The following is a 17,712-nucleotide window of genomic DNA, read 5'->3' as shown; positions in this document are numbered from 1 at the left end:
CGATTTGCATGTGACAGTTGTCCTGTACCGATGATCGAAGAATACATAGTGTGAATATGATTACATGCGGTAATTTACGCAAGAAACGAGGCGCGGTGATGGCGGATGTGGGTGTAGTCATGCCTGTTTATGAGCAAAAGACGACGTATCTGCGCAAGGCAATCAAATCCATGCTCAACCAAAGTTATCGTCATTTCAGATTGGTTATTGTGTTGGATGGTTCACCGAAGGCGGTTCGAACCATTGCGCGGCAAATGGCGAAAGGTGATCACCGGATAAAAATCGTTGAGCTCGCCCACAACCAAGGGGTGGCGCATGCGCTCAACGCCGGTTTTGACGTCTTGTTGGGGCGCGAAGACATTCGCTATTTGACATGGGTGTCGAGCGACAATATTTATTACGCGGACTATTTGGAGCTGTTACGCCAAGCGTTGCGTCATGCGCCAAGCAAGGTGGGATTGAGCTACAGCAATTTTGTATTTATCGATCACGCTGGCCATAAGACATCATTTATATGGGATGAGCGCAGTTTTCGGCGTTGGCAGCGGCAAGCGAAAGAGGAGTTGCTGGACGTTGATTTTATTGGGGCTTCCTTTATGTACAAGCGCAGGCTGGCGGAACGCATAGGCCAATATCGTTTGGATCCGATACAGGATTATGACTATTGGCTACGCTTGACAGATCATCATGACATTACCTATGTGGATAAAGCGCTGATGGCATACCGATTGAACTCGACTTTCAGCGTTTCCACCGAGTTGAACACCTCTATCAAGCAACAGCGTCTTGCCCGCTGTAACGAACAGATAGCGCGTATGGAAGCGCGCCAGCGCCGTGACATTCCATGTGAAACCACTGTGCTCATTCCAGTGACATCCTGTAGTGACGGGCTGCTGAAGCAGTTGGACACTTTGTTTAATCAATCGTATGCCAATTATACCGTATGGCTGGTTTCAACCGTGAAGACAGAGAAGTTGTCGGCGTTTATCCAGGCGATGCCAGATCCGAGAGTGTCGATTTTGCCTGCCACCTCTGCAAAGATCAGCACCGCTTTGTCAGATCACATCGAGGAAATCAAAACACCGTTCACATTTGTTTTAGAGGATGCGGCAAAGCATCCGGCAGATGTGTATCAGTTGCGTCAATTGGTTCACACATTGAAAAATGCGCCGACACATATTCCGGGTGTGCAACAGCTTGACGCCGCGGTGATTTATAAGTCGGGCATTGAGAAACGTCATGGCAGGACAGTTGGCCTTTATCGCTCTGAACATTTAAAAAGTCATATGCAAGTGATGGGCAGTAGTGCCTTATAAGCGCATCGAAAGCGAGGATGCGCCTCACGATATGAAGACACAAATGTGTTCGTGCCAAGTGTCTTGTCGCAAATACCAGGAGAAAACTTAGGAGAATATGTTGTCAGCGTTTTGCAGAATGGCACGGTTGTCTGACTGTATGTCGCCCATGTTTCATGAAATGTACCTTCAGATATTGAACCGGGCGCTACATAGGGCGATTGCAAAACGCTGAACAATTGAACGTAAATAGAAAATTGATGGTCAACAAGTGATGGGGAGCGCCATTATGCAATTCTTTTTTGTGTCTTGCGTCTGTGCATCATCCATGCCTTACTGACGACTTTCATTGCCAATTGTTCATCTTTGATGGTCGATACAATCGCTGTGCCAAAGGTCTTAAAAAATTCTAATTGCGTCATTGAGGACACCCCTTAGGTCAAAACTTTATTTTGATTATATAGGAACACACGTTCGGTTGTCACCTATAAATTTTAAGAGGATGGGGAATGAAGATAGGGCGCGCGTAGGGCATGCGAGTCGTCATGTTCCATATATATCAATTTAATGTTATTTTTAATTACGTAAATAAAAGAAAATTGCAATGTGTGTAAGATTTTATTACATAAAATGTTGACGAACGCATCTCGTCGCCATATTCTAAATGCAAGTAAAGAAAAGCGTGAGGTAAGGGGAATGCGCATCATGTGTTTCATCGGAAACATCAAACATGATGTTTTGCATATAGATTCGGGGGCGCATATGTAGCTTATTGGGGATCGGAGCTTCTCGGGCTGAAGGATTTGTGCGAGGGGGGTTTCGATGAACGTGGATCCATCATTTGAGACGGTGATTTTTACACAGGTGGATGGAGTGCAAAATGCGCTGATGTTGAAGGAATTGCGTGCGGCAGTGGAGCGACAGGAGATTCGGATTGTCGATATCAAACGCAATCGGGATCAACTGGTTGTCATCTTTCGCCGGCTCTTGTCCTGAGACGGATAAGGGCCGAACCATAGGGGGCTTTTATTGAGTCCCCGCGCATGTTTTTCACTGGGCTCTCCACGCAACTCCTGATCTTGCGGACGAGAATTTCTCGTCCGTCTTTTTTTGTATGGTGGTGGAGAACTTTTCAATTGTCAAGCCGTATCGCTTGGTGTGCGCATGTCTTGCTGTACTTGTAGTAACGCGCGAGCGGCCAGACTCAAATAGCGTTCACGTCGATAGGCAAACACCAAAGTTCTTGTCGGCGCGGATGTCAATGATGCGTACAACGGTGCGACTGGCATGTGGTGGTGGATGACCATTTCAGGGACTAGTGTGATGCCCAATCCGTACGAAACCAAGGCTTGCGCTGTTTCGATGCTGCTGGTTTCAAAGGCGATGTTGGGCTGAAAGCCGCTTTCTGCACATAATTCCATCACGGTGTGGCGAAAGCCAAATCCTTGTTTTAATACAATAAACGGTGCAGTCGATAGGTCTGACAATGGTAGATCAGGCGCCTCTGTTTGCTGATGAGGCGATGCATTTGGATATGCCTGTATGACAGTCTGGCGAATTTTTTCTGTCATCCAGGTTTGTATCTCCCGTGGCAGAGCCAGTAAGAGTGGCTCGGTGAACATCGGCTGGGTGGCCAAGCGCGTATCGGCAACCGGAAGCGCCAGGATAGCGATGTCAACCAATCCCTTTACCGTCAGGTCAGTCAGGTTTTCCGTGGATTCTTCGACAAGGCGAATTTGGACGTTTGGGTATTGGGCGCGAAACGCCTGTAACAGCGGTGGGAGCACATGTCCACCGGTGATGGCCGTCGTGCCGATGTTGAGTTCATGTCCCATGCCTTCGCTGCGCTCGAGCATTTCCCGTTCGAGATCATCATGCATTTTGACCAGTTGTTCGGCCTGTTCCACAAAGCGAATGCCATCCGGCGTCGGTGTCACGGAACCATGTCCGCGATAGAACAGCGTGACACCCAAATGGCGCTCTAATTTTGCGATTTGTTGGCTCAGGGAGGGTTGGGCAATACAAAGGCTTGCAGCAGCCTTGGTGAAACTTTGCTTTCGGTAAACTTCCAGCACGTATTCCATCAGCCGTATCTCCACCAGTTTGCACCTCTCCAGCGTGAACGTCATTCCAAGTATTATACATGGATAACCGCGATGTATCATGTCTGCACATTTTGGAGGTTATCGCGAAACGGCCAAAAGTTTGCGCTTTTTTGCGAAAAATATGAGATGATCACTATGCGCTTTGCGTTCTTGTACTGGAACGGGCGCATATACTGCCATGCGTGATGCATCCCGCACCAGCATAACCATGAAAATAGCAGTCATAGGGCATCACGGATGCGCGTAGCACAAAGTATCGATTCAATTTACAGGGTGATGTAAGGTCGGTGTGAAAAAAACATGATGAAGGAGGAAGTTGCATGCTGCGATTATTGGGCATGATCATTCGATTTATCGTCTCGGCGTTGGTCCTGTTGCTAGTATCGGCAATTGTGCCGGGATTTTCGATTTCCGGTTTTGGGACTGCGCTGTTTGCCGCAATTGTCATCGCCGTCATTGGCTGGTTGTTAGAACTTCTGCTGGGGAGGAATCATGGCCGCGGCGGTAGAGGTCTCGTCGGATTTGTGTTGAGTATTGTAGTGATTTATGTGGCGCAGATTTTTGTGTCTGGAATGCATGTCACTGTGCTTGGCGCCATTCTTGCTGCGTTCATCATCGGTATCATCGATTTGTTTGTGCCAACGGAGCTCAGAAAATAGACGTATACATCACTTCTTGAAACAGGCTTTGGCTGCAAAGTCGTTGCATGCTGGTGCTGGCAACATAGGTGATGTGTAGCCTGTAGCCAAAGAAGAACCCAATGGCGGATTGGCCGTAGCTAGTCTCGTTGTCGTTGGTCAATCCGCCATGGGGGCTAAGTGTTCTGTGCCATGCGATGCTGAATGGCATCCATGAGGTCGTTTTTGTATGTCGTCACATGCGCTGCGATGAAATTGCGCTTTTGTGTAAATTCGGTGCGAATTCCCTCGTTTTTCAATCCAGGCAGGTTGATATCCACTGTGAGCAAAGCAGCTTGCACAGCCGCCTCCAGCAGCAGCACGGAAATGCCAAGATCTGATAAAACATGTTTGTTGGCACTGTCTTTGATGGTGTGAATCTGTTCTAATACTTGCATCGCGGTTTCCGCTAAATGGAGCGGCACTTGCGCTGCGGCGACGGTTGCCGCCTGGATTTGCTCGGTGCGTATCGCTTTTTCTTCGGCTGTGCTTTTCGGCAATTTGATGGCGGTCATGTAGCGATTGAAAGAGATCATATCCGCTTCGAGCAACGTCTCAAAAGTGGTGATGTATTCCTTCATTTTCATGGCCAACTCGTCCATATCCGCTTCTACAGATGCAAATTGGGCGCCTTGGGTAAGGTTGGCCACCATGGAGGTCATGGATGCGCCGAGCGCTGCGACCAGTGCCGCGACACTCCCTCCACCGGGCGTTGGCGCGGCAGACGCAGACGCATCAATAAACGAGCGAATGGATTGATTAAATACAGTCAATGTGGATCCGTCCTTTTGCCATGCTAAAAATGAAATTGGTAACCCTGCGTACGCATCCCGATGCCTCGACAGGCATTCAATCTCGCGATTTTGCGCTGCAGGACGTGTCGCGCATGGTCTATGTATTCGTTTGAATTTGAATTAGCATTAGCATGTGTCTTGGCGAGGCAATAGTCAACCTTTTGACGCCATGTTCGCCGTAGCGAAGTTCTTGATGGTTGGTACCGCGTGGATGGCCAGCGTGTTCGTGCCAGCAAAAAACGTCATTTGATATGTTGGCTCGTTTGCCGCTTGTCTTTGTCGGTGCTTTGTTTTTGTGACACACTGGGTTCATCTGTATTCTCTTTTTTGTCCATTGGCAAGACACTGAGTCCGCCGGTTGGCTCCAAAATGGCGTATTCTATGTTTTCGTAGTTGAAGTATCCTTGCTCGCGAAGCATCTGCTTTAACAAATCCAGGTTGATTTTGCTCTGTTTGAGATGCTTATATATGTATTCGCCGTGGTGTATTAACACAACCGGCTCTCCACTCGTGATTTTGCGAAATCCCCGGTTTTTTAACGACAAAACGGAAGCGATGATGGTGACAGCCGAAAAAAATACGAGTTCCATCCCACTGTCTATCACGCCGTGTACATTGTTCGAGGAGAGCATGTTTGCGGCAATGTTTCCCATGCATGCACCTGCCACCCAATTAAAATACGTCGCTTGGCTGATTTGCGTCTCGCCGATCCAGCGCACCAACGCCAACAGCAACGCAAACGTGATCACGGAAACGCCTGACATAAAAAACCAGTGAGTATACATTTGTTCCCCTCTTTAATATCGAAAAATAGCTTTTGATTGCGAGCTATCCATCAATTGTGTATCTCCAACAGGGAAAATATACTCGGCGTTGGAAAATCGGGCTGAACCGTGTGAGCGTATCGGGATCGTCCGTAAACGAGGACGCACCGCGCCAGGCAAGCGTATCAGCGTATGCGCTCGATCCCGCTTTGCTCGCCAGCGCTGTGCGATTGTAGTTACCTAGTGCAATGCGCCTGTTGGAATGGCTATGATTCTTGATTGTCTGTCATCGTATCGTGCGTATAGACGATTTTTTGTATCGGCAAGTCTACGCCGTGCTTCATGAACTCAGCGCGGATTTGTTGCTGCGCGAGACGGACGATGCCCCAATGTGTGCAGGGATTGCATTCGGCGGTCGCTCGTAAGGTGTAGCTCGAATCATTGAGGGCCTGTACACCGACCACACTCGCGTTGCCGACGATATTTTCCTGTTCCTTTTCCAGTGTTTGCATGACTTGTTCGATAATCGGTATCGCTTCTTCGGGCGGTGTCTTGTGACCAATGTTGATGTCGATGACCGCAATTGAATTTTGCTTAGAATAGTTGGTGGCTTGTGTAATGTCCCCATTCGGGATATACACCATTTCACCTGTCCATATTTTGATGACCGTAATCCGCAAGCCGACAGAGTAAACAGTGCCAGTGATGCTATTGATGGTCACCGTGTCGCCTACGCCAAATTGATCTTCGAACAGGATGAAAAATCCATTGAAAAAGTCTTTCAATAGGCTTTGTGCGCCAAAAGCAATGGCGATGCCTGCGACGCCAGCGCCTGCGAGCAGCGCTTCAATATGTACGCCGAACAGTGGGAGAATCGTCAAGACAAGCACAAAGTAAATCGTGTATTTGACCACGTTGACGAATAGTGATTCCAGCGTTTTGCGCCGTCGTTCGTCCATCCGGCCGTGTAGCAGAAGCAAACGGCGCAAGACGCGTGTCAACAGCGCCATCACGATTTTGGTCGCAATGAAAAGAAGTATAATTTTGATGATATTCCATCCCACATGCTCCAGACCTGCTGTGTGGGAAGCGAGAAAGTGTGTAAAACTTGACATCATGATGCGATATCACCCTATCTTAAAAATTAAATCAGTACCTTGGTGCCGCGCCATCCGTGATGCCTTGGTTGACTGGCATTTTCACAATATGCTGACACCGCATTTGAGCGAAGGACGGTTTTCGCCATTGTCCTCCACTTCTACACCGCCCTGTTGCATCCTTCTGTCGACATGCTGCGTTACGCCTATAGATGGTCAAGCATTTTTACAATTATCCTCGGTATACCATAACGGATGTGCATTTACGATAATGTGGGTACACCGTTGCTAGCGCGGATGAATTTGTAGATGAGTATAGCAGGGAGGATACATGTCATGTTGGAAAACCAGGTTCAAATTCGGGCGCTTCGTGAAGAGGATGATTACCAGGTCATTTTAAACCTGCTCAATCAGACCATCAAGGTGCTGCACCCCAATACGCAGATGTCGTTTAACGGACATACCCCCGAGTATTTAAAGGAGCAATTCTGCGACAGCGCCACGGGTTTCGTGGCGGAAAGGAACGGCGAGATCATCGCGTTTATGGGCGTCCAGCTATCCGAAGAAACGCACAACGCGTCGCTGATGTACGGTGTGACAGAACCGGATGTGGGCATATTGGCGGAATTGCTGGCACAGTGCAGTGCGCTAGTGCGTGCGAAGGGGGGAACGAAGATCATTCTGAGATCCTACCTCGATTTCGGCCAGATCAGAAATCAGATGATCACGCTGTGGGAGCGTCTGGGTTTCGTGGCGGACGAGTATGTGTACACTTCGACGAATATGGATGTGCGGAAGTGGGCGGCGCCAGATGATTTGGACCTATCCGGTGTGGAGCCGGTCATTCCCATTACCGAAATGAAGTTGAAGGAGATACACACCATGTTGGTGGAAGATGGACAAGCTTCCGCAGCGTCCATGTTTCAGAGTGTCTACCTGCAAGATGAGCCTATCGATAGGCGAGACCATGTGATTCTATCGTTTAAACCTGACGGTGCAGAACATATCGCTGGTGCTGCGTACTACAAAGTTGTATCTGGCGCACAGGGGTGCAACGCCTTGGCTTTTGGCATTTATTTTCGCGTCAATCGCGATGTGAGTAGAAGTGAAAAGAGGCGCTTTCTGCAAGCGACTTTACAGTCGATGAAACAATTGGAGATTCAGCGCGCCGTCAGTCGCATCACGTTTAAAGACGCGGATGTGTTCGCCGCGATGGCGGCGGAAGGATTCTATAGCATTACTGCGCAAGTCCACTCTATCAATCTGACTTTGTGGCTCAACTAGATTGCCATGCGCGATGCGTCCTGCGCCAGGGCATCGACTTTATTTTTAGAGTAGGGATGGCGTCACATGAAGCGATATATCAATGCACGTGAAGTGTTGCCGGCAGAATTGATCAAAGAGATTCAGAAATACGTCAAAGGACAGCATCTGTACATTCCGCAAACGGAACGTGAGGACTGGGGGGCGTCGACCGGGAGCAAAGCGGCGTATCAAAAGCGAAATACCAAAATATTAGAACTGTACAACAGCGGCGTCAGCATCATCGAGTTGACGGAAATGTACGGATTGAGCGAGGAGCGAGTCCGAAACATCATCTATGAAAAACAACGAGATGAGTAGGTAAGCCATCCTGATGCATGGTCGGCTTTGAAACTGTCTGAATTAAAAAAAAGACAAAGGCGCTTCGCGCGGACGGACTTGTGGACAAGCCACAGTGTGCATCCGCGCGGGCGCTTTTATTTGAAATCAGCTGGGGAAATACACGACGAGGTTTTTCGCCAGCATGAGATATAGGGTGAATTTTATTTGAAAGTAGGGTATGTTACGCTTGAATAGAGGTCATCTCCTCATGCAGTTGCGCGTACATCAACGCTTCTGATTTTGCGATTTGAGCGCCAACTGTGTACATGGTTTCCAATTCTTTTGGTTGCGTGAACTGAACCAGAATGTCCTTGCACAATTGATAATGATGTGGTTCATGCTCATCTGCGTGAACATCCCAAAACAACAGATTGAGCGGTGATGTATTGTATTTCTCATGGCGCAGGCCGTTTGCGATGGTGCCCATCACTGCGCCAGCGAACATTTCAGAACCTAGACCCACAGCAGCCATCGCTTCGAGTGGTGCAGCGGATCGAAAAAAATCGATAAATGTTTGAATGGCTGTTGACACTGCGTTTGACATGGGCACGAGCGGCACCCCCCGTTGGTCAAGTTCGACATTCGGGTGAATGGAGCGCAAGAACGTGTGGTACAACCGCTCATGCGACTTGCCTGGCGCGCCTCGTCCTGCCTCGTCCCACAAATTATCAGCCAATGGCACCCACCAAGTGTCCAGAGGCGCCATGGCGGAGATGGCCGCGCCGAGAACGCGAGGAAAATGGCGGCTGTAATACGAATATTGCACAGCAAAAAATTGGACTTGGGGTATCGTATATTCACCGTTTTGCAGTGTTTTAAAAAATATACCGTCCATAAACTCAGCTTGGACGAGTTGATCCATCGCCTTTTCAACATCTGTATAGGTTTGGAACATGTATGAGCCCTCCTCAAATCCGCAATCCCTGATAGTTTATCAGAAAAGATGGAAAGCTGAATTGTGGATGGCAGGATAGTCAATATTTATTCACTCATGAATTTGATGCCCGTGATGAGGTGCAAACACGGATGAAGAAAGAGAAGAAAGTAAAACCAGTACGAAAGATCTTCCGCATCAATGTCGTTTACATGATGGTGTTTGCGTCATTCACGGCATTGATATTGCGCGGTGCATATATTCAAATTGTCCAAGGCGCTTCCTTTCGGCAGGCGGAATTAAACACGCAGGTGGAAAAGATTCCGGAGGTGCCGCAACGTGGATGGATTTATGATGCCAACGGTCAGGTATTGGCCATGAACAAGCCATCCATGAGCGTGATGTTGGATCGCTACAGTACTGTATCGGATGCAGCGTATCGGCGGATCGCTAAAGTATTGGCGCCAGTTCTAAAAAAATCGTCGAATCAACTGTACAAGCGCATGACATCGAACGGATCCGAAGTGAACGTGTTGTTGGCGACAAATTTAACGGATGCGCAGGTGTCCTTTATTGCAGAACACCATTCGGAATTGCCCAATATCGATGTTGAGCAAGACTATCAGCGGTATTATCCCAATGGTGATTTGGCCGGACATGTGCTCGGGTATACTGGCCGCATCAATCAAGGCAACGAGGCGCACTATGCGAAGCTGGGGTACAAGCCAGTGCAAACGGTCGGCGAGACTGGACTGGAATGGCAGTACGAGCATGATTTGCAAGGGAAAATTGGCTATCAACTGGTGGCTGTCGACGCTTCTGGGGACGCCATCCGCAATGTAGGTTCGATGCCACCGCCAACAGCTGGGAACAACATTCAATTGACGCTGGACGGACATATGCAAGCCGAAGCGCAGATGATTGTACAAAATTTGATTGACTCATCATCAAGCAGGGATTTGATTCAAGAGGCGTCTGCCGTCATGTTGAATGTCAAAACCGGCGGCGTCATCTCGATGGTGAGCTATCCATATATCGATCCCAATTGGTATACGAATGGCAAGGGGATAGGCGCGCATCAGGCGTATTTGAGCGAACCGTTCGTTCAGACCAATACAGCCATTCAGAATTACGAATTTCCAGGTTCGACGGTCAAGCCAGCGAATGCCATCACCGCTTTAAAGGCCGACGTCATATGGCCAGGGTATGTCATGCAAGATCACGAGTTCACGTACATCGGCTCGGATCCGACGCCAAAGGACGACGACGGCACCAATCATGGTTTGGTCGATACTGTAAAGGCCATCGCTGTATCCTGTGACACATTCTTCTACGAGGTCGGATTACACCTTGGCAAATGGTATGGCGCCGATGGCAGTCACGGCGGCTCATACCCAGCAAGCGTCGGATCGTACCAAAAATACCAGAACACCGATTTTGCCAAGGGCATCAACCAGCTGTTTCAGGGCGAGTGGAATTTTGGCTTGGGTCCGTTGACTGGCATTGATTTACCTGGAGAAGCCAAGGGTGTCTTTTATATTGAAGACGATACACAGGGCAACAAAGAAGTCACGTATGACCTCAAGAAAAGTGAACAATCCATTGCCAAAACGGGGAAGTACGTAAACCATGGTTCACCGGCTGACTTGGCGAATGCAGGCATTGGCCAATCACAGGAGTTTACGACCACGCAACTTGGCGAGTATGTCATGACGTTGGCCAACAACGGGAAAAAACTGCAACCGCATTTGTTGGACAGGGAATATGGGCCGAATGATACGCCAACCAGTGGTACGAAACCGCTCAAAACGGTAAAGACAAAGGTCACAGGACAGGTAAAGGCAAATCAGCAATATTTCTATCTTGTGAAGCAGGGGATGTATGGCGTGACAACTGGTTCGGATGCGACGGCGTCGGGTTTGTTCGGATCAAATTATCAAGTAGCTGCCAAGACGGGAACAGCGACCATTTATGTCAAGCCCAATGGGTCTAGCGCTTCGGTCAAAACAGACAACTCGGTGTTCATCTGCTACGCGCCCTTGAACAATCCACAGGTTGCGTTGGCGGTCATGGCGCCAGGCGGTGGGTATGGTGCGTCATTCTCGGGGATTATTGCGAAAAAGTTATTGGATGCTTATTTTGATGAACATCATGCATCGTTTATGCCGAAAAAGGATTGGACGAACACGAAAATCCCTTCGAACTGGAAGGCCTCGGCGGCATATACGCTTCCTGAACAGGGTCACTTGAATTGAGAAGTTTCCAAAACGAATTTTGACAAAATGTCCCCGCATGAATCAGTCCTGCATAAAGGGGGATGATTCATGCGGACACTGGATTTAAATGGCTCGGAATGTTAAAGTAGTGTACAATGGAGTCTTTAGGTTTGATGTAATGCTTTCGTAAAATCTGTCCGTTTCCATCTCGAATTCATGAGGGGGATGACTGTATGTTTGGCAAGAAAAACGAAGAAGTATTGCCGGATGTAAAAACCGATATCTGGTCGTGCACCAATGAGGATTGCAATGTTTGGATGAGACTGGGCTTTTCTTTTGATGAGCAGCCAAAATGCCCGGTCTGTCACGCGCCGATGGAAAGAGACGTCAAGGATTTGCCGGAAATCAATCTGGAACGCAAGTAACCCCAGTTATTGTTTGCAAATCACTCTCTGAAAACAGCTAATGTTCCGTACTGCACCATCTGCGGTGCTTCGATGGACTGGTGGCTACAATGGTCCTACTGGTGCGTTGCGGCACCCCTTATGGTGATTTGTTGAGATTGGAACGCTCCACTCATTTCATCAACGTCCGAATACCCACCTTTAACAGCCTACCTGCTTGATTCATTCACAGTTCGTACAAGAATTGCGTCTTGCCAGTCACCACTCTGTGTGCCAAAATCAGTTTTGTTGTTTTCCTGTCGTATGATTTTCAGGATAAGGAGCTTCGCGGTGGTCTGGCACATATTAGATATCATCGGTACGGTGGCGTTCGTCATCAGCGGCGCCATTGCTGCGATGGAAGAAAAATACGATCTATTCGGCGTTGCCCTGCTCGGATTCACGACGGCCTTCGGCGGCGGTGTCATCCGCAACTTGCTGTTGGGAATCCCTGTTTCCTCGCTGTGGGGACAACAATTGTTGCTGATGACAGCGAGCGGATCCGCTTTATTGATGTTTTTCTTGCCGATCCGGCGCATTCGCTATTTGCATACATTGTTGCCTATTTTTGATGCGATTGGGTTAGCGGCATTTGCCGTTCAAGGGGGAACCTACGCTGCTGTACATGCGCATCATTCGGTTGCCGATATCGTGGTTGCTTCGACGATTACTGGTATTGGTGGCGGTATTGTACGTGATTTACTGGCAAACCGACATCCGGTCGTATTGCAGCGCGATGAGTTTTACGCAGTTTGGGCGGTGCTTGACGGTCTGGCCATTGCATACGGCTTTGGCATCGCGGCGTGGCAAGCGTACTTATTGTTCATTGTGACCGCCATATTGCGTATGTTATCCATTTATCTCCGTTGGCGTGTGCCACGGCCATTGTTTTCGTTGGATAGGCAGGCATAAAAAACTGGACGACTGTATGAATCGTCCAGTTTTTGATTTTCGCTTTGAAATCATCCATATGCATATGTGCAGTGGATATCAATCTGCTCTGTCCGTGGCGGAGGATTCGCGTTTTGATGAAAAGACACCGATAATACCACCGAGCAGCAGTACGACACCTGGTGCAAGAAAGGTCAACTGCACGCAGACAAAACCGCCGATACCTCCGATGAGCATCATCAAACCACCGATTTTCGGCCACTTTAGGACGACCGCAGAGGCAACTAAGGCAATGACTGAAAAGACAAGTGCGCCGATGGTTCCGGTTGTAACATGAAGTGAGGATGTTTTATCTGTTCCGCCATAAAAAACGTCCATCAGAGATTGGACGACCGCAATCAAGCCGCCAACCAGACCGATGAGTAGAGATAGCATGTTTACACCTTCTTTCAATCTACTATAGTTTAATCTATTGTCGGAAATAAAGGGGGGCAGTCCAAGGTTCGTGACATATATCGGAACTTTTAAGGAATGGACGGTGAATGCAAGCTGCCAAATATAGAATGACAATTGGAGGGGGATGACACAGAACACATAAAAAAACCCACGTTGGTCAGCCAACATGGGCTCTAGGATGACGAAATTAGTATTTTACAACATTTGCAGCTTGTGGGCCTTTAGGACCTTCAACGATGTCAAAGCTTACACGTTGGCCTTCATCCAGTGTTTTAAATCCATTGCCTTGGATTGCGCTGAAATGTACGAAAACATCGTCGCCACCTTCAACTTGGATAAAGCCGAAACCCTTTTCAGAATTGAACCACTTTACAATACCTTCCTGCATGACAATTCCTCCACCAGTGCCAACACAGCACAACTAAAATTCACATTTGCATAATAAAAGCCGTTCTCGAACTGACCCATAGAGGCCAGAGAGAGCGGCTCCTGCATTATAACTAAACTGCTACATGCAAATGGGTATTGAGCACAATATACACGAAAATTCAAAATAAGTCAAACCTCAATATGGAATCTATCCGTTAACGCCTCATTGCGATTTGGCTGTTTTCCAGATGATTGGCGCTTGCCCAAGTGTTTGCATCATATCGTTGTACAACAATTGACCTGCCAACTCGTGGCCTGCTTGGTTGGGATGCCAACTGTCACCTTTATACATCTTGTATGTTTGATTGTGTGCAGCAAGGTAGTTTGTCATTTGCTGATTGAGATTAAACGTATACACATTTTTACTATGGAACGAAGCAGCGACTTCGAACTCAGCAGCAATCAGTTGGTTGACGGGAAACTTGTCGTACGTGGCGGAAGCTTGAACCACCGGTGGGCTGACCATGAGCACAACGGCGTGCGCCTGAAGCGCTTGGGCGATTTCTTGGTGAATCGCCTGTTTAAAGGATTTTTCTTTTGTATGTTTACTGACATCGTTCATCAATCCCCAAGAGATGACCACAATTTGTGGTTTATCCGTCTTCATCCATTTTTCAAAAGTGCCTGGCTTACTTTGTTGCAACCAACTGGCTGTGCCGCCGACCGTCGTTCTGTCCACGTACTTGTAGGTCGTATTGGTCGAACTGGTCAATTGGCTAAAGGCGCGTTTGATATAGGAATTGTCATTCGGATCCTTCCATCCATGGGCCATAGAACCGCCCACAACATCGACCGTTTCGGTGTTCATCGTCGATAAAAGCGAATTGCTAGCTGGGATGCTACTTGGCGCAGATTGGTCCTGGAAGGCTTGCGCTTGTCCGATATCCCAGCCCAACAAGCCGACGACAAGCGTACTCAAACAAACCAACGCTGTCCATGGCCACAGTTTGGATCCTTTCTTCGTACCTCGCAAGGCAATCCCTTCCTTTACCACTTCTGTTTTTCGGGCACATCAACAGATTCTATGCTCAAATCTTTGAAATTGGATTGAAGCCTTACCAGAAGGCACAGTGAATGCACATGCTGGGCCCGTCGCCCATACGATGCATAGCAATGCACAAAAAGGGAGGCGGATGATTTGTTGACACCAGCCCACTGGGTCTATCTGATTGTCGTCCTGCTTGTTATCGCTGGTATGGCCATGCGGCGTGGCGTCATTTCACTCTGCATCATTGGGACCGTTGTCATGGGATGGGTATACTCGCATAACTTCATTACAGGATTGCAGACGTTATATAAGGCGAACGTGGCGAGCGCGACGACGCTGATGGGAATCATCTTGATTATCGGCATGATGATTTCCCTTTTGCGGCTGTTGGAGAATATCGGGGCTGATCAACTTTTTCTGCGTCCCATTCAAAATTTGTTCCGCGGTCCTGCGTCTGCCTTTTGGGGAACGGGGATTGTGAAAGGCGTCGTTTTCCTCATTCGTTTGGCCGACGCCGTCAACCATGATGTTAGGTCCGTTTTTGCTGCCCATCGCCTTGCGCGTGGGATTGCCAGTCATTGGCGTGGCGATGGCCATGAATCTATTTGGGCATGGGATTGCCCTGTCGGGAGATTTTATTATTCAAGGCGCGCCCAAACTGACCAGTTCGGCGGCAGGGGTTACAGTAAGGCAGGTCATGCGCGCAAGCGTGCCACTGGTCATCACCGCCGGCGTGATCGCGACAGGACTTGGTTATTGGATGTTGCGCCGGGATATGAAGCGCGGCAAATTGACATCTGTTCCGCAAGGGGGAGAAGTGACGCAAGACAAGGATGTCAAGCTGTCTGCCAAAATTGCGGCCATTTTGGTCCCGCTCGTATTTTTGGCTACCATCGTCGCCACCATCACGCTTGGACTCAAAGGGGACGATGCAACGGCGCTGATCGGCGGCGTCAGCTTCTTGTTGTTCATTGTCATCGCCTTTCTTGAATATCGGCATCAAGCGCCTCAAGTGGTGATGACCTATGTGCAGGAAGGATTTACATTCTCCATGAAGATTTTTGCACCTGTCATTCCCATTGCCGGTTTCTTTTTCATGGGTTCGCCGGACGTTGCGCCGCAAATTCTCGGCAAAGGCGCACCAGGCTATTTGTTCGATCTCGACAAAGCGCTCGCGGCGCATGTTCCTCTGTCGATGGCCACAGTTGCCATCATCATTGTCCTGGTGGGCATCATTGCCGGGCTCGATGGTTCTGGTTTTTCAGGATTGGTGTTGGTGGGCACACTCGCGCAGGCGCTCGGAACGCCAGTCGGCGCGAATGTCGCCATGTTGGCGGCGCTTGGTCAGTTGGGGTCCATCTACAGCGGTGGCGGCACACTGGTTCCCTGGGGCGTGCTGGACGTGGCCGGTGTGACTGGCGTGAACCCGGAGGAGTTGACAAGACGAAATTTTCTGCCGGTGATGGCGGGCCTTGCTGGCGCGACGGTTGTCGCCATTGTCCTGATGTAGTGAAGTTGCTTTCCTTTGATAGGTCACTTTGGTCACTGATAGGCTCATGCGCCGCCAACTGTTCATCCAAATCATCATACTTGCGCTCCGCCGCTTTTCTATGCATGCGAAATGTGTTAAAAGTGGGGGAGTCGTTGTTCCAGGAGGGCCTAAGATGCATCGATGGACAGAAATACCGCGGCGATTGGGAGAAGAACGCCAACCACTGCGGACAATATACATGTGTTTCTTTGCTGTATTTGGCACGCTGGCGAATCTGTACGTCGGTCGCTTGCAGGGCGTCGTCGCCCTTGTTTATTTAATCGTGAGTGTCGGTTCGCTTGCAATCGTGTTGCCGTTTTTTCGACGTTCGCTCTTTCGCAAGGCGGATCCGCTTTACACCCATCGTTTGTCAGGCGCGCCGTGGTCTTTAACGGGTTGGCGGATTTACCTCTACTTCATCGTGCCAGCATGTTTTGTCGCCATCATTCAATCGTTTAGCACATTGATTGGCTTGTTTTTGGAATTCAACCAGTCGAATGTGCCCACACAGCCATCTGTCAATGACTACATCACGCCATTCCTCGCCGGGACAGAGGAGATATGGCGTTGGTCGATGATTGGGACGGTCGTCCTCATTGGGCGATTGGTGATGCGGCGGTCATGGGAAAATGGCAAAGTGCGTGGCGCCGTGTTTACGGTGGCGTTCGTGCTGAGCTCCGTCAGCTTTGGGGCGGGACATATTCTGGAGTTCAGTCGGGATCGACTGCAGGCATTGTTGTTGTTTAGCATGTTGGGGGCTTTGCTCGCGCTGATGACCATCGTCACGGGACGCATTTTGTTGGTGATGTGCACTCATATTGCATATGACTTGTGGGTCACCGCTTTGGCGGATGTGCATGGCTATCAGGCAGCGCTTGGCCTGCTCGTCTACGTTGTGTTGCTCCTTGCCCCTGTCGTCACGTTGATTTGGCATCGTCGTCTCTTCGATGTCAGCCCGACGTGGCGCGAACGCGTCACGTTGTCCGCACACCAGGCGACGTGGCAAGAAGATTATCAAGCGGTGGCCCAAGAACTTGGCGCGGTGTTTTGCCGACGTAAAAAATTGCATGTCGATCACGTCGGCAGCACGTCGGTTCCAGGTCTCCTCGCCAGACCCATCATCGATGTGCAAGTTGGTGTCAGTTCACCTCGGCTCAAACGCCGTGAGCGAAAACAATTGACGCGTTTGGGATACGAAGTGTGTGGCACGGTGTATGTGCGCGACCGATTGGACTTGCGCCGCAGCCAAGGGCAGGCGGTCAATGTCTATCTTGTCGAAGCATATGGGAAGATTGCGCATGCGAACATCCAGATTCGCGAATATCTGTTAAGCGAACCGCGAATTGCGGCGGAGTATGCGGCGCTAAAGCAACGCGTTTTAGCGGATGGGTGCCTACGCGAAGATAGCTATATCAACGCCAAAAGGCCATTTATCGCCAAATTGTTGCAGGACATCTACGCGAATACAGAGCTATAGTCGGAAAGGAAAAAGCAGGGCAGGGTAGGCG

General features: G+C 49.2%; 19 protein-coding genes. 10 read left to right on the top strand and 9 right to left on the bottom strand.

The features are described from left to right. The first annotated feature begins 98 nt into the window (after positions 1-98). Positions 99-1,316, top strand: a complete 1,218-nt coding sequence (locus ACFSB2_RS20515; protein WP_377944968.1) for a glycosyltransferase family 2 protein — start codon at positions 99-101, stop codon at positions 1,314-1,316. 266 nt (positions 1,317-1,582) lie between these two features. On the opposite strand, the gene ACFSB2_RS20510 is transcribed toward ACFSB2_RS20515, so the two are convergent. Then, positions 1,583-1,717: a hypothetical protein gene (locus ACFSB2_RS20510; RefSeq protein ID WP_377944967.1), complete on the bottom strand. Its 135-nt coding sequence runs from the start codon at positions 1,715-1,717 to the stop codon at positions 1,583-1,585. 400 nt (positions 1,718-2,117) lie between these two features. Between ACFSB2_RS20510 and ACFSB2_RS20505 the strand changes: the two genes are divergently transcribed. Beyond that, positions 2,118-2,291: a hypothetical protein gene (locus ACFSB2_RS20505; protein WP_377944966.1), complete on the top strand. Its 174-nt coding sequence runs from the start codon at positions 2,118-2,120 to the stop codon at positions 2,289-2,291. A gap of 143 nt (positions 2,292-2,434) precedes the next feature. On the opposite strand, the gene ACFSB2_RS20500 is transcribed toward ACFSB2_RS20505, so the two are convergent. Then, a complete protein-coding gene (locus tag ACFSB2_RS20500; RefSeq protein ID WP_377944965.1) occupies positions 2,435-3,394 on the bottom strand; it encodes a LysR family transcriptional regulator in 960 nt (319 codons plus the stop codon). Between the two features lie 329 nt (positions 3,395-3,723). On the opposite strand from ACFSB2_RS20500, the gene ACFSB2_RS20495 reads away from it, so the two are divergent. Then, a complete protein-coding gene (locus tag ACFSB2_RS20495; RefSeq protein ID WP_377945008.1) occupies positions 3,724-4,059 on the top strand; it encodes a phage holin family protein in 336 nt (111 codons plus the stop codon). Positions 4,060-4,214: 155 nt separating this feature from the next. Here the strand turns inward: ACFSB2_RS20495 and ACFSB2_RS20490 are convergent, their stop codons facing one another. The 3 genes from ACFSB2_RS20490 to ACFSB2_RS20480 form a co-directional block, all read right to left on the bottom strand. Next, positions 4,215-4,850, bottom strand: coding sequence for a cyclodeaminase/cyclohydrolase family protein (locus tag ACFSB2_RS20490; RefSeq protein ID WP_377944964.1), 636 nt, complete (start codon positions 4,848-4,850; stop codon positions 4,215-4,217). Between the two features lie 263 nt (positions 4,851-5,113). After that, positions 5,114-5,656: a DUF421 domain-containing protein gene (locus tag ACFSB2_RS20485; RefSeq protein ID WP_377944963.1), complete on the bottom strand. Its 543-nt coding sequence runs from the start codon at positions 5,654-5,656 to the stop codon at positions 5,114-5,116. A 245-nt stretch (positions 5,657-5,901) separates the two neighbouring features. Beyond that, positions 5,902-6,753, bottom strand: coding sequence for a mechanosensitive ion channel family protein (locus ACFSB2_RS20480; RefSeq protein ID WP_377944962.1), 852 nt, complete (start codon positions 6,751-6,753; stop codon positions 5,902-5,904). 315 nt (positions 6,754-7,068) lie between these two features. Here ACFSB2_RS20480 and ACFSB2_RS20475 point away from each other — a divergent pair, with 315 nt between their 5' ends. Together ACFSB2_RS20475 and ACFSB2_RS20470 are read left to right on the top strand one after the other, a co-directional pair. Further along, positions 7,069-8,016 (top strand): hypothetical protein, encoded by a 948-nt coding sequence (locus ACFSB2_RS20475; protein WP_377944961.1) that lies wholly within the window; start codon positions 7,069-7,071, stop codon positions 8,014-8,016. Between the two features lie 66 nt (positions 8,017-8,082). Continuing rightward, positions 8,083-8,355, top strand: a complete 273-nt coding sequence (locus ACFSB2_RS20470; protein WP_377944960.1) for a CD3324 family protein — start codon at positions 8,083-8,085, stop codon at positions 8,353-8,355. A gap of 202 nt (positions 8,356-8,557) precedes the next feature. On the opposite strand, the gene ACFSB2_RS20465 is transcribed toward ACFSB2_RS20470, so the two are convergent. Next, complete coding sequence (locus tag ACFSB2_RS20465) at positions 8,558-9,271, bottom strand: TenA family transcriptional regulator (protein WP_377944959.1); 714 nt, start codon at positions 9,269-9,271, stop codon at positions 8,558-8,560. 131 nt (positions 9,272-9,402) lie between these two features. Between ACFSB2_RS20465 and ACFSB2_RS20460 the strand changes: the two genes are divergently transcribed. The 3 genes from ACFSB2_RS20460 to ACFSB2_RS20450 all read left to right on the top strand — a co-directional run bounded on the left by ACFSB2_RS20460 (position 9,403) and on the right by ACFSB2_RS20450 (position 12,821). Next, positions 9,403-11,505 (top strand): peptidoglycan D,D-transpeptidase FtsI family protein, encoded by a 2,103-nt coding sequence (locus ACFSB2_RS20460; RefSeq protein ID WP_377944958.1) that lies wholly within the window; start codon positions 9,403-9,405, stop codon positions 11,503-11,505. 194 nt (positions 11,506-11,699) lie between these two features. After that, a complete protein-coding gene (locus ACFSB2_RS20455) occupies positions 11,700-11,891 on the top strand; it encodes a cold-shock protein (RefSeq protein WP_377944957.1) in 192 nt (63 codons plus the stop codon). Positions 11,892-12,200: 309 nt separating this feature from the next. Next, the gene (locus ACFSB2_RS20450; protein WP_377944956.1) at positions 12,201-12,821 is read left to right on the top strand and encodes a trimeric intracellular cation channel family protein; all 621 of its coding nucleotides are present in this window, start codon (positions 12,201-12,203) and stop codon (positions 12,819-12,821) included. Positions 12,822-12,899: 78 nt separating this feature from the next. Here ACFSB2_RS20450 and ACFSB2_RS20445 read toward each other — a convergent pair whose 3' ends face one another. From ACFSB2_RS20445 to ACFSB2_RS20435, 3 genes are all read right to left on the bottom strand, one after another. Continuing rightward, a complete protein-coding gene (locus ACFSB2_RS20445; protein ID WP_377944955.1) occupies positions 12,900-13,235 on the bottom strand; it encodes a hypothetical protein in 336 nt (111 codons plus the stop codon). A 208-nt stretch (positions 13,236-13,443) separates the two neighbouring features. After that, positions 13,444-13,644, bottom strand: a complete 201-nt coding sequence (locus ACFSB2_RS20440) for a cold-shock protein (protein WP_377944954.1) — start codon at positions 13,642-13,644, stop codon at positions 13,444-13,446. Positions 13,645-13,848: 204 nt separating this feature from the next. Further along, positions 13,849-14,658, bottom strand: coding sequence for an SGNH/GDSL hydrolase family protein (locus tag ACFSB2_RS20435; RefSeq protein WP_377944953.1), 810 nt, complete (start codon positions 14,656-14,658; stop codon positions 13,849-13,851). 538 nt (positions 14,659-15,196) lie between these two features. Here ACFSB2_RS20435 and ACFSB2_RS20430 point away from each other — a divergent pair. Then, entirely contained in the window at positions 15,197-16,183 is a 987-nt protein-coding gene (locus ACFSB2_RS20430; RefSeq protein WP_377944952.1) for a hypothetical protein, read from the top strand. Positions 16,184-16,337: 154 nt separating this feature from the next. Next, entirely contained in the window at positions 16,338-17,681 is a 1,344-nt protein-coding gene (locus ACFSB2_RS20425; RefSeq protein ID WP_377944951.1) for a GrpB family protein, read from the top strand. The last annotated feature ends 31 nt before the right edge of the window (positions 17,682-17,712 follow it).

Source organism: Alicyclobacillus fodiniaquatilis, assembly GCF_042678105.1.
Lineage (GTDB): Bacteria > Bacillota > Bacilli > Alicyclobacillales > Alicyclobacillaceae > Alicyclobacillus > Alicyclobacillus fodiniaquatilis.
The sequence above is the reverse complement of the archived record's forward strand: the minus strand, read 5'-3'. Positions and strand labels throughout refer to the sequence as shown.

Excerpts from the sequence above, each read along its gene's own strand:
- ACFSB2_RS20515 (WP_377944968.1), top strand. The coding sequence starts at position 99 with ATGGCGGATGTGGGTGTAGTCATGCCTGTTTATGAGCAAAAGACGACG.
- ACFSB2_RS20510 (WP_377944967.1), bottom strand. The coding sequence starts at position 1,717 with ATGACGCAATTAGAATTTTTTAAGACCTTTGGCACAGCGATTGTATCG.
- ACFSB2_RS20505 (WP_377944966.1), top strand. The coding sequence starts at position 2,118 with ATGAACGTGGATCCATCATTTGAGACGGTGATTTTTACACAGGTGGAT.
- ACFSB2_RS20485 (WP_377944963.1), bottom strand. The coding sequence starts at position 5,656 with ATGTATACTCACTGGTTTTTTATGTCAGGCGTTTCCGTGATCACGTTT.
- ACFSB2_RS20480 (WP_377944962.1), bottom strand. The coding sequence starts at position 6,753 with ATGATGTCAAGTTTTACACACTTTCTCGCTTCCCACACAGCAGGTCTG.
- ACFSB2_RS20475 (WP_377944961.1), top strand. The coding sequence starts at position 7,069 with ATGTTGGAAAACCAGGTTCAAATTCGGGCGCTTCGTGAAGAGGATGAT.
- ACFSB2_RS20470 (WP_377944960.1), top strand. The coding sequence starts at position 8,083 with ATGAAGCGATATATCAATGCACGTGAAGTGTTGCCGGCAGAATTGATC.
- ACFSB2_RS20465 (WP_377944959.1), bottom strand. The coding sequence starts at position 9,271 with ATGTTCCAAACCTATACAGATGTTGAAAAGGCGATGGATCAACTCGTC.
- ACFSB2_RS20460 (WP_377944958.1), top strand. The coding sequence starts at position 9,403 with ATGAAGAAAGAGAAGAAAGTAAAACCAGTACGAAAGATCTTCCGCATC.
- ACFSB2_RS20455 (WP_377944957.1), top strand. The coding sequence starts at position 11,700 with ATGTTTGGCAAGAAAAACGAAGAAGTATTGCCGGATGTAAAAACCGAT.
- ACFSB2_RS20445 (WP_377944955.1), bottom strand. The coding sequence starts at position 13,235 with ATGCTATCTCTACTCATCGGTCTGGTTGGCGGCTTGATTGCGGTCGTC.
- ACFSB2_RS20440 (WP_377944954.1), bottom strand. The coding sequence starts at position 13,644 with ATGCAGGAAGGTATTGTAAAGTGGTTCAATTCTGAAAAGGGTTTCGGC.
- ACFSB2_RS20430 (WP_377944952.1), top strand. The coding sequence starts at position 15,197 with ATGATGTTAGGTCCGTTTTTGCTGCCCATCGCCTTGCGCGTGGGATTG.
- ACFSB2_RS20425 (WP_377944951.1), top strand. The coding sequence starts at position 16,338 with ATGCATCGATGGACAGAAATACCGCGGCGATTGGGAGAAGAACGCCAA.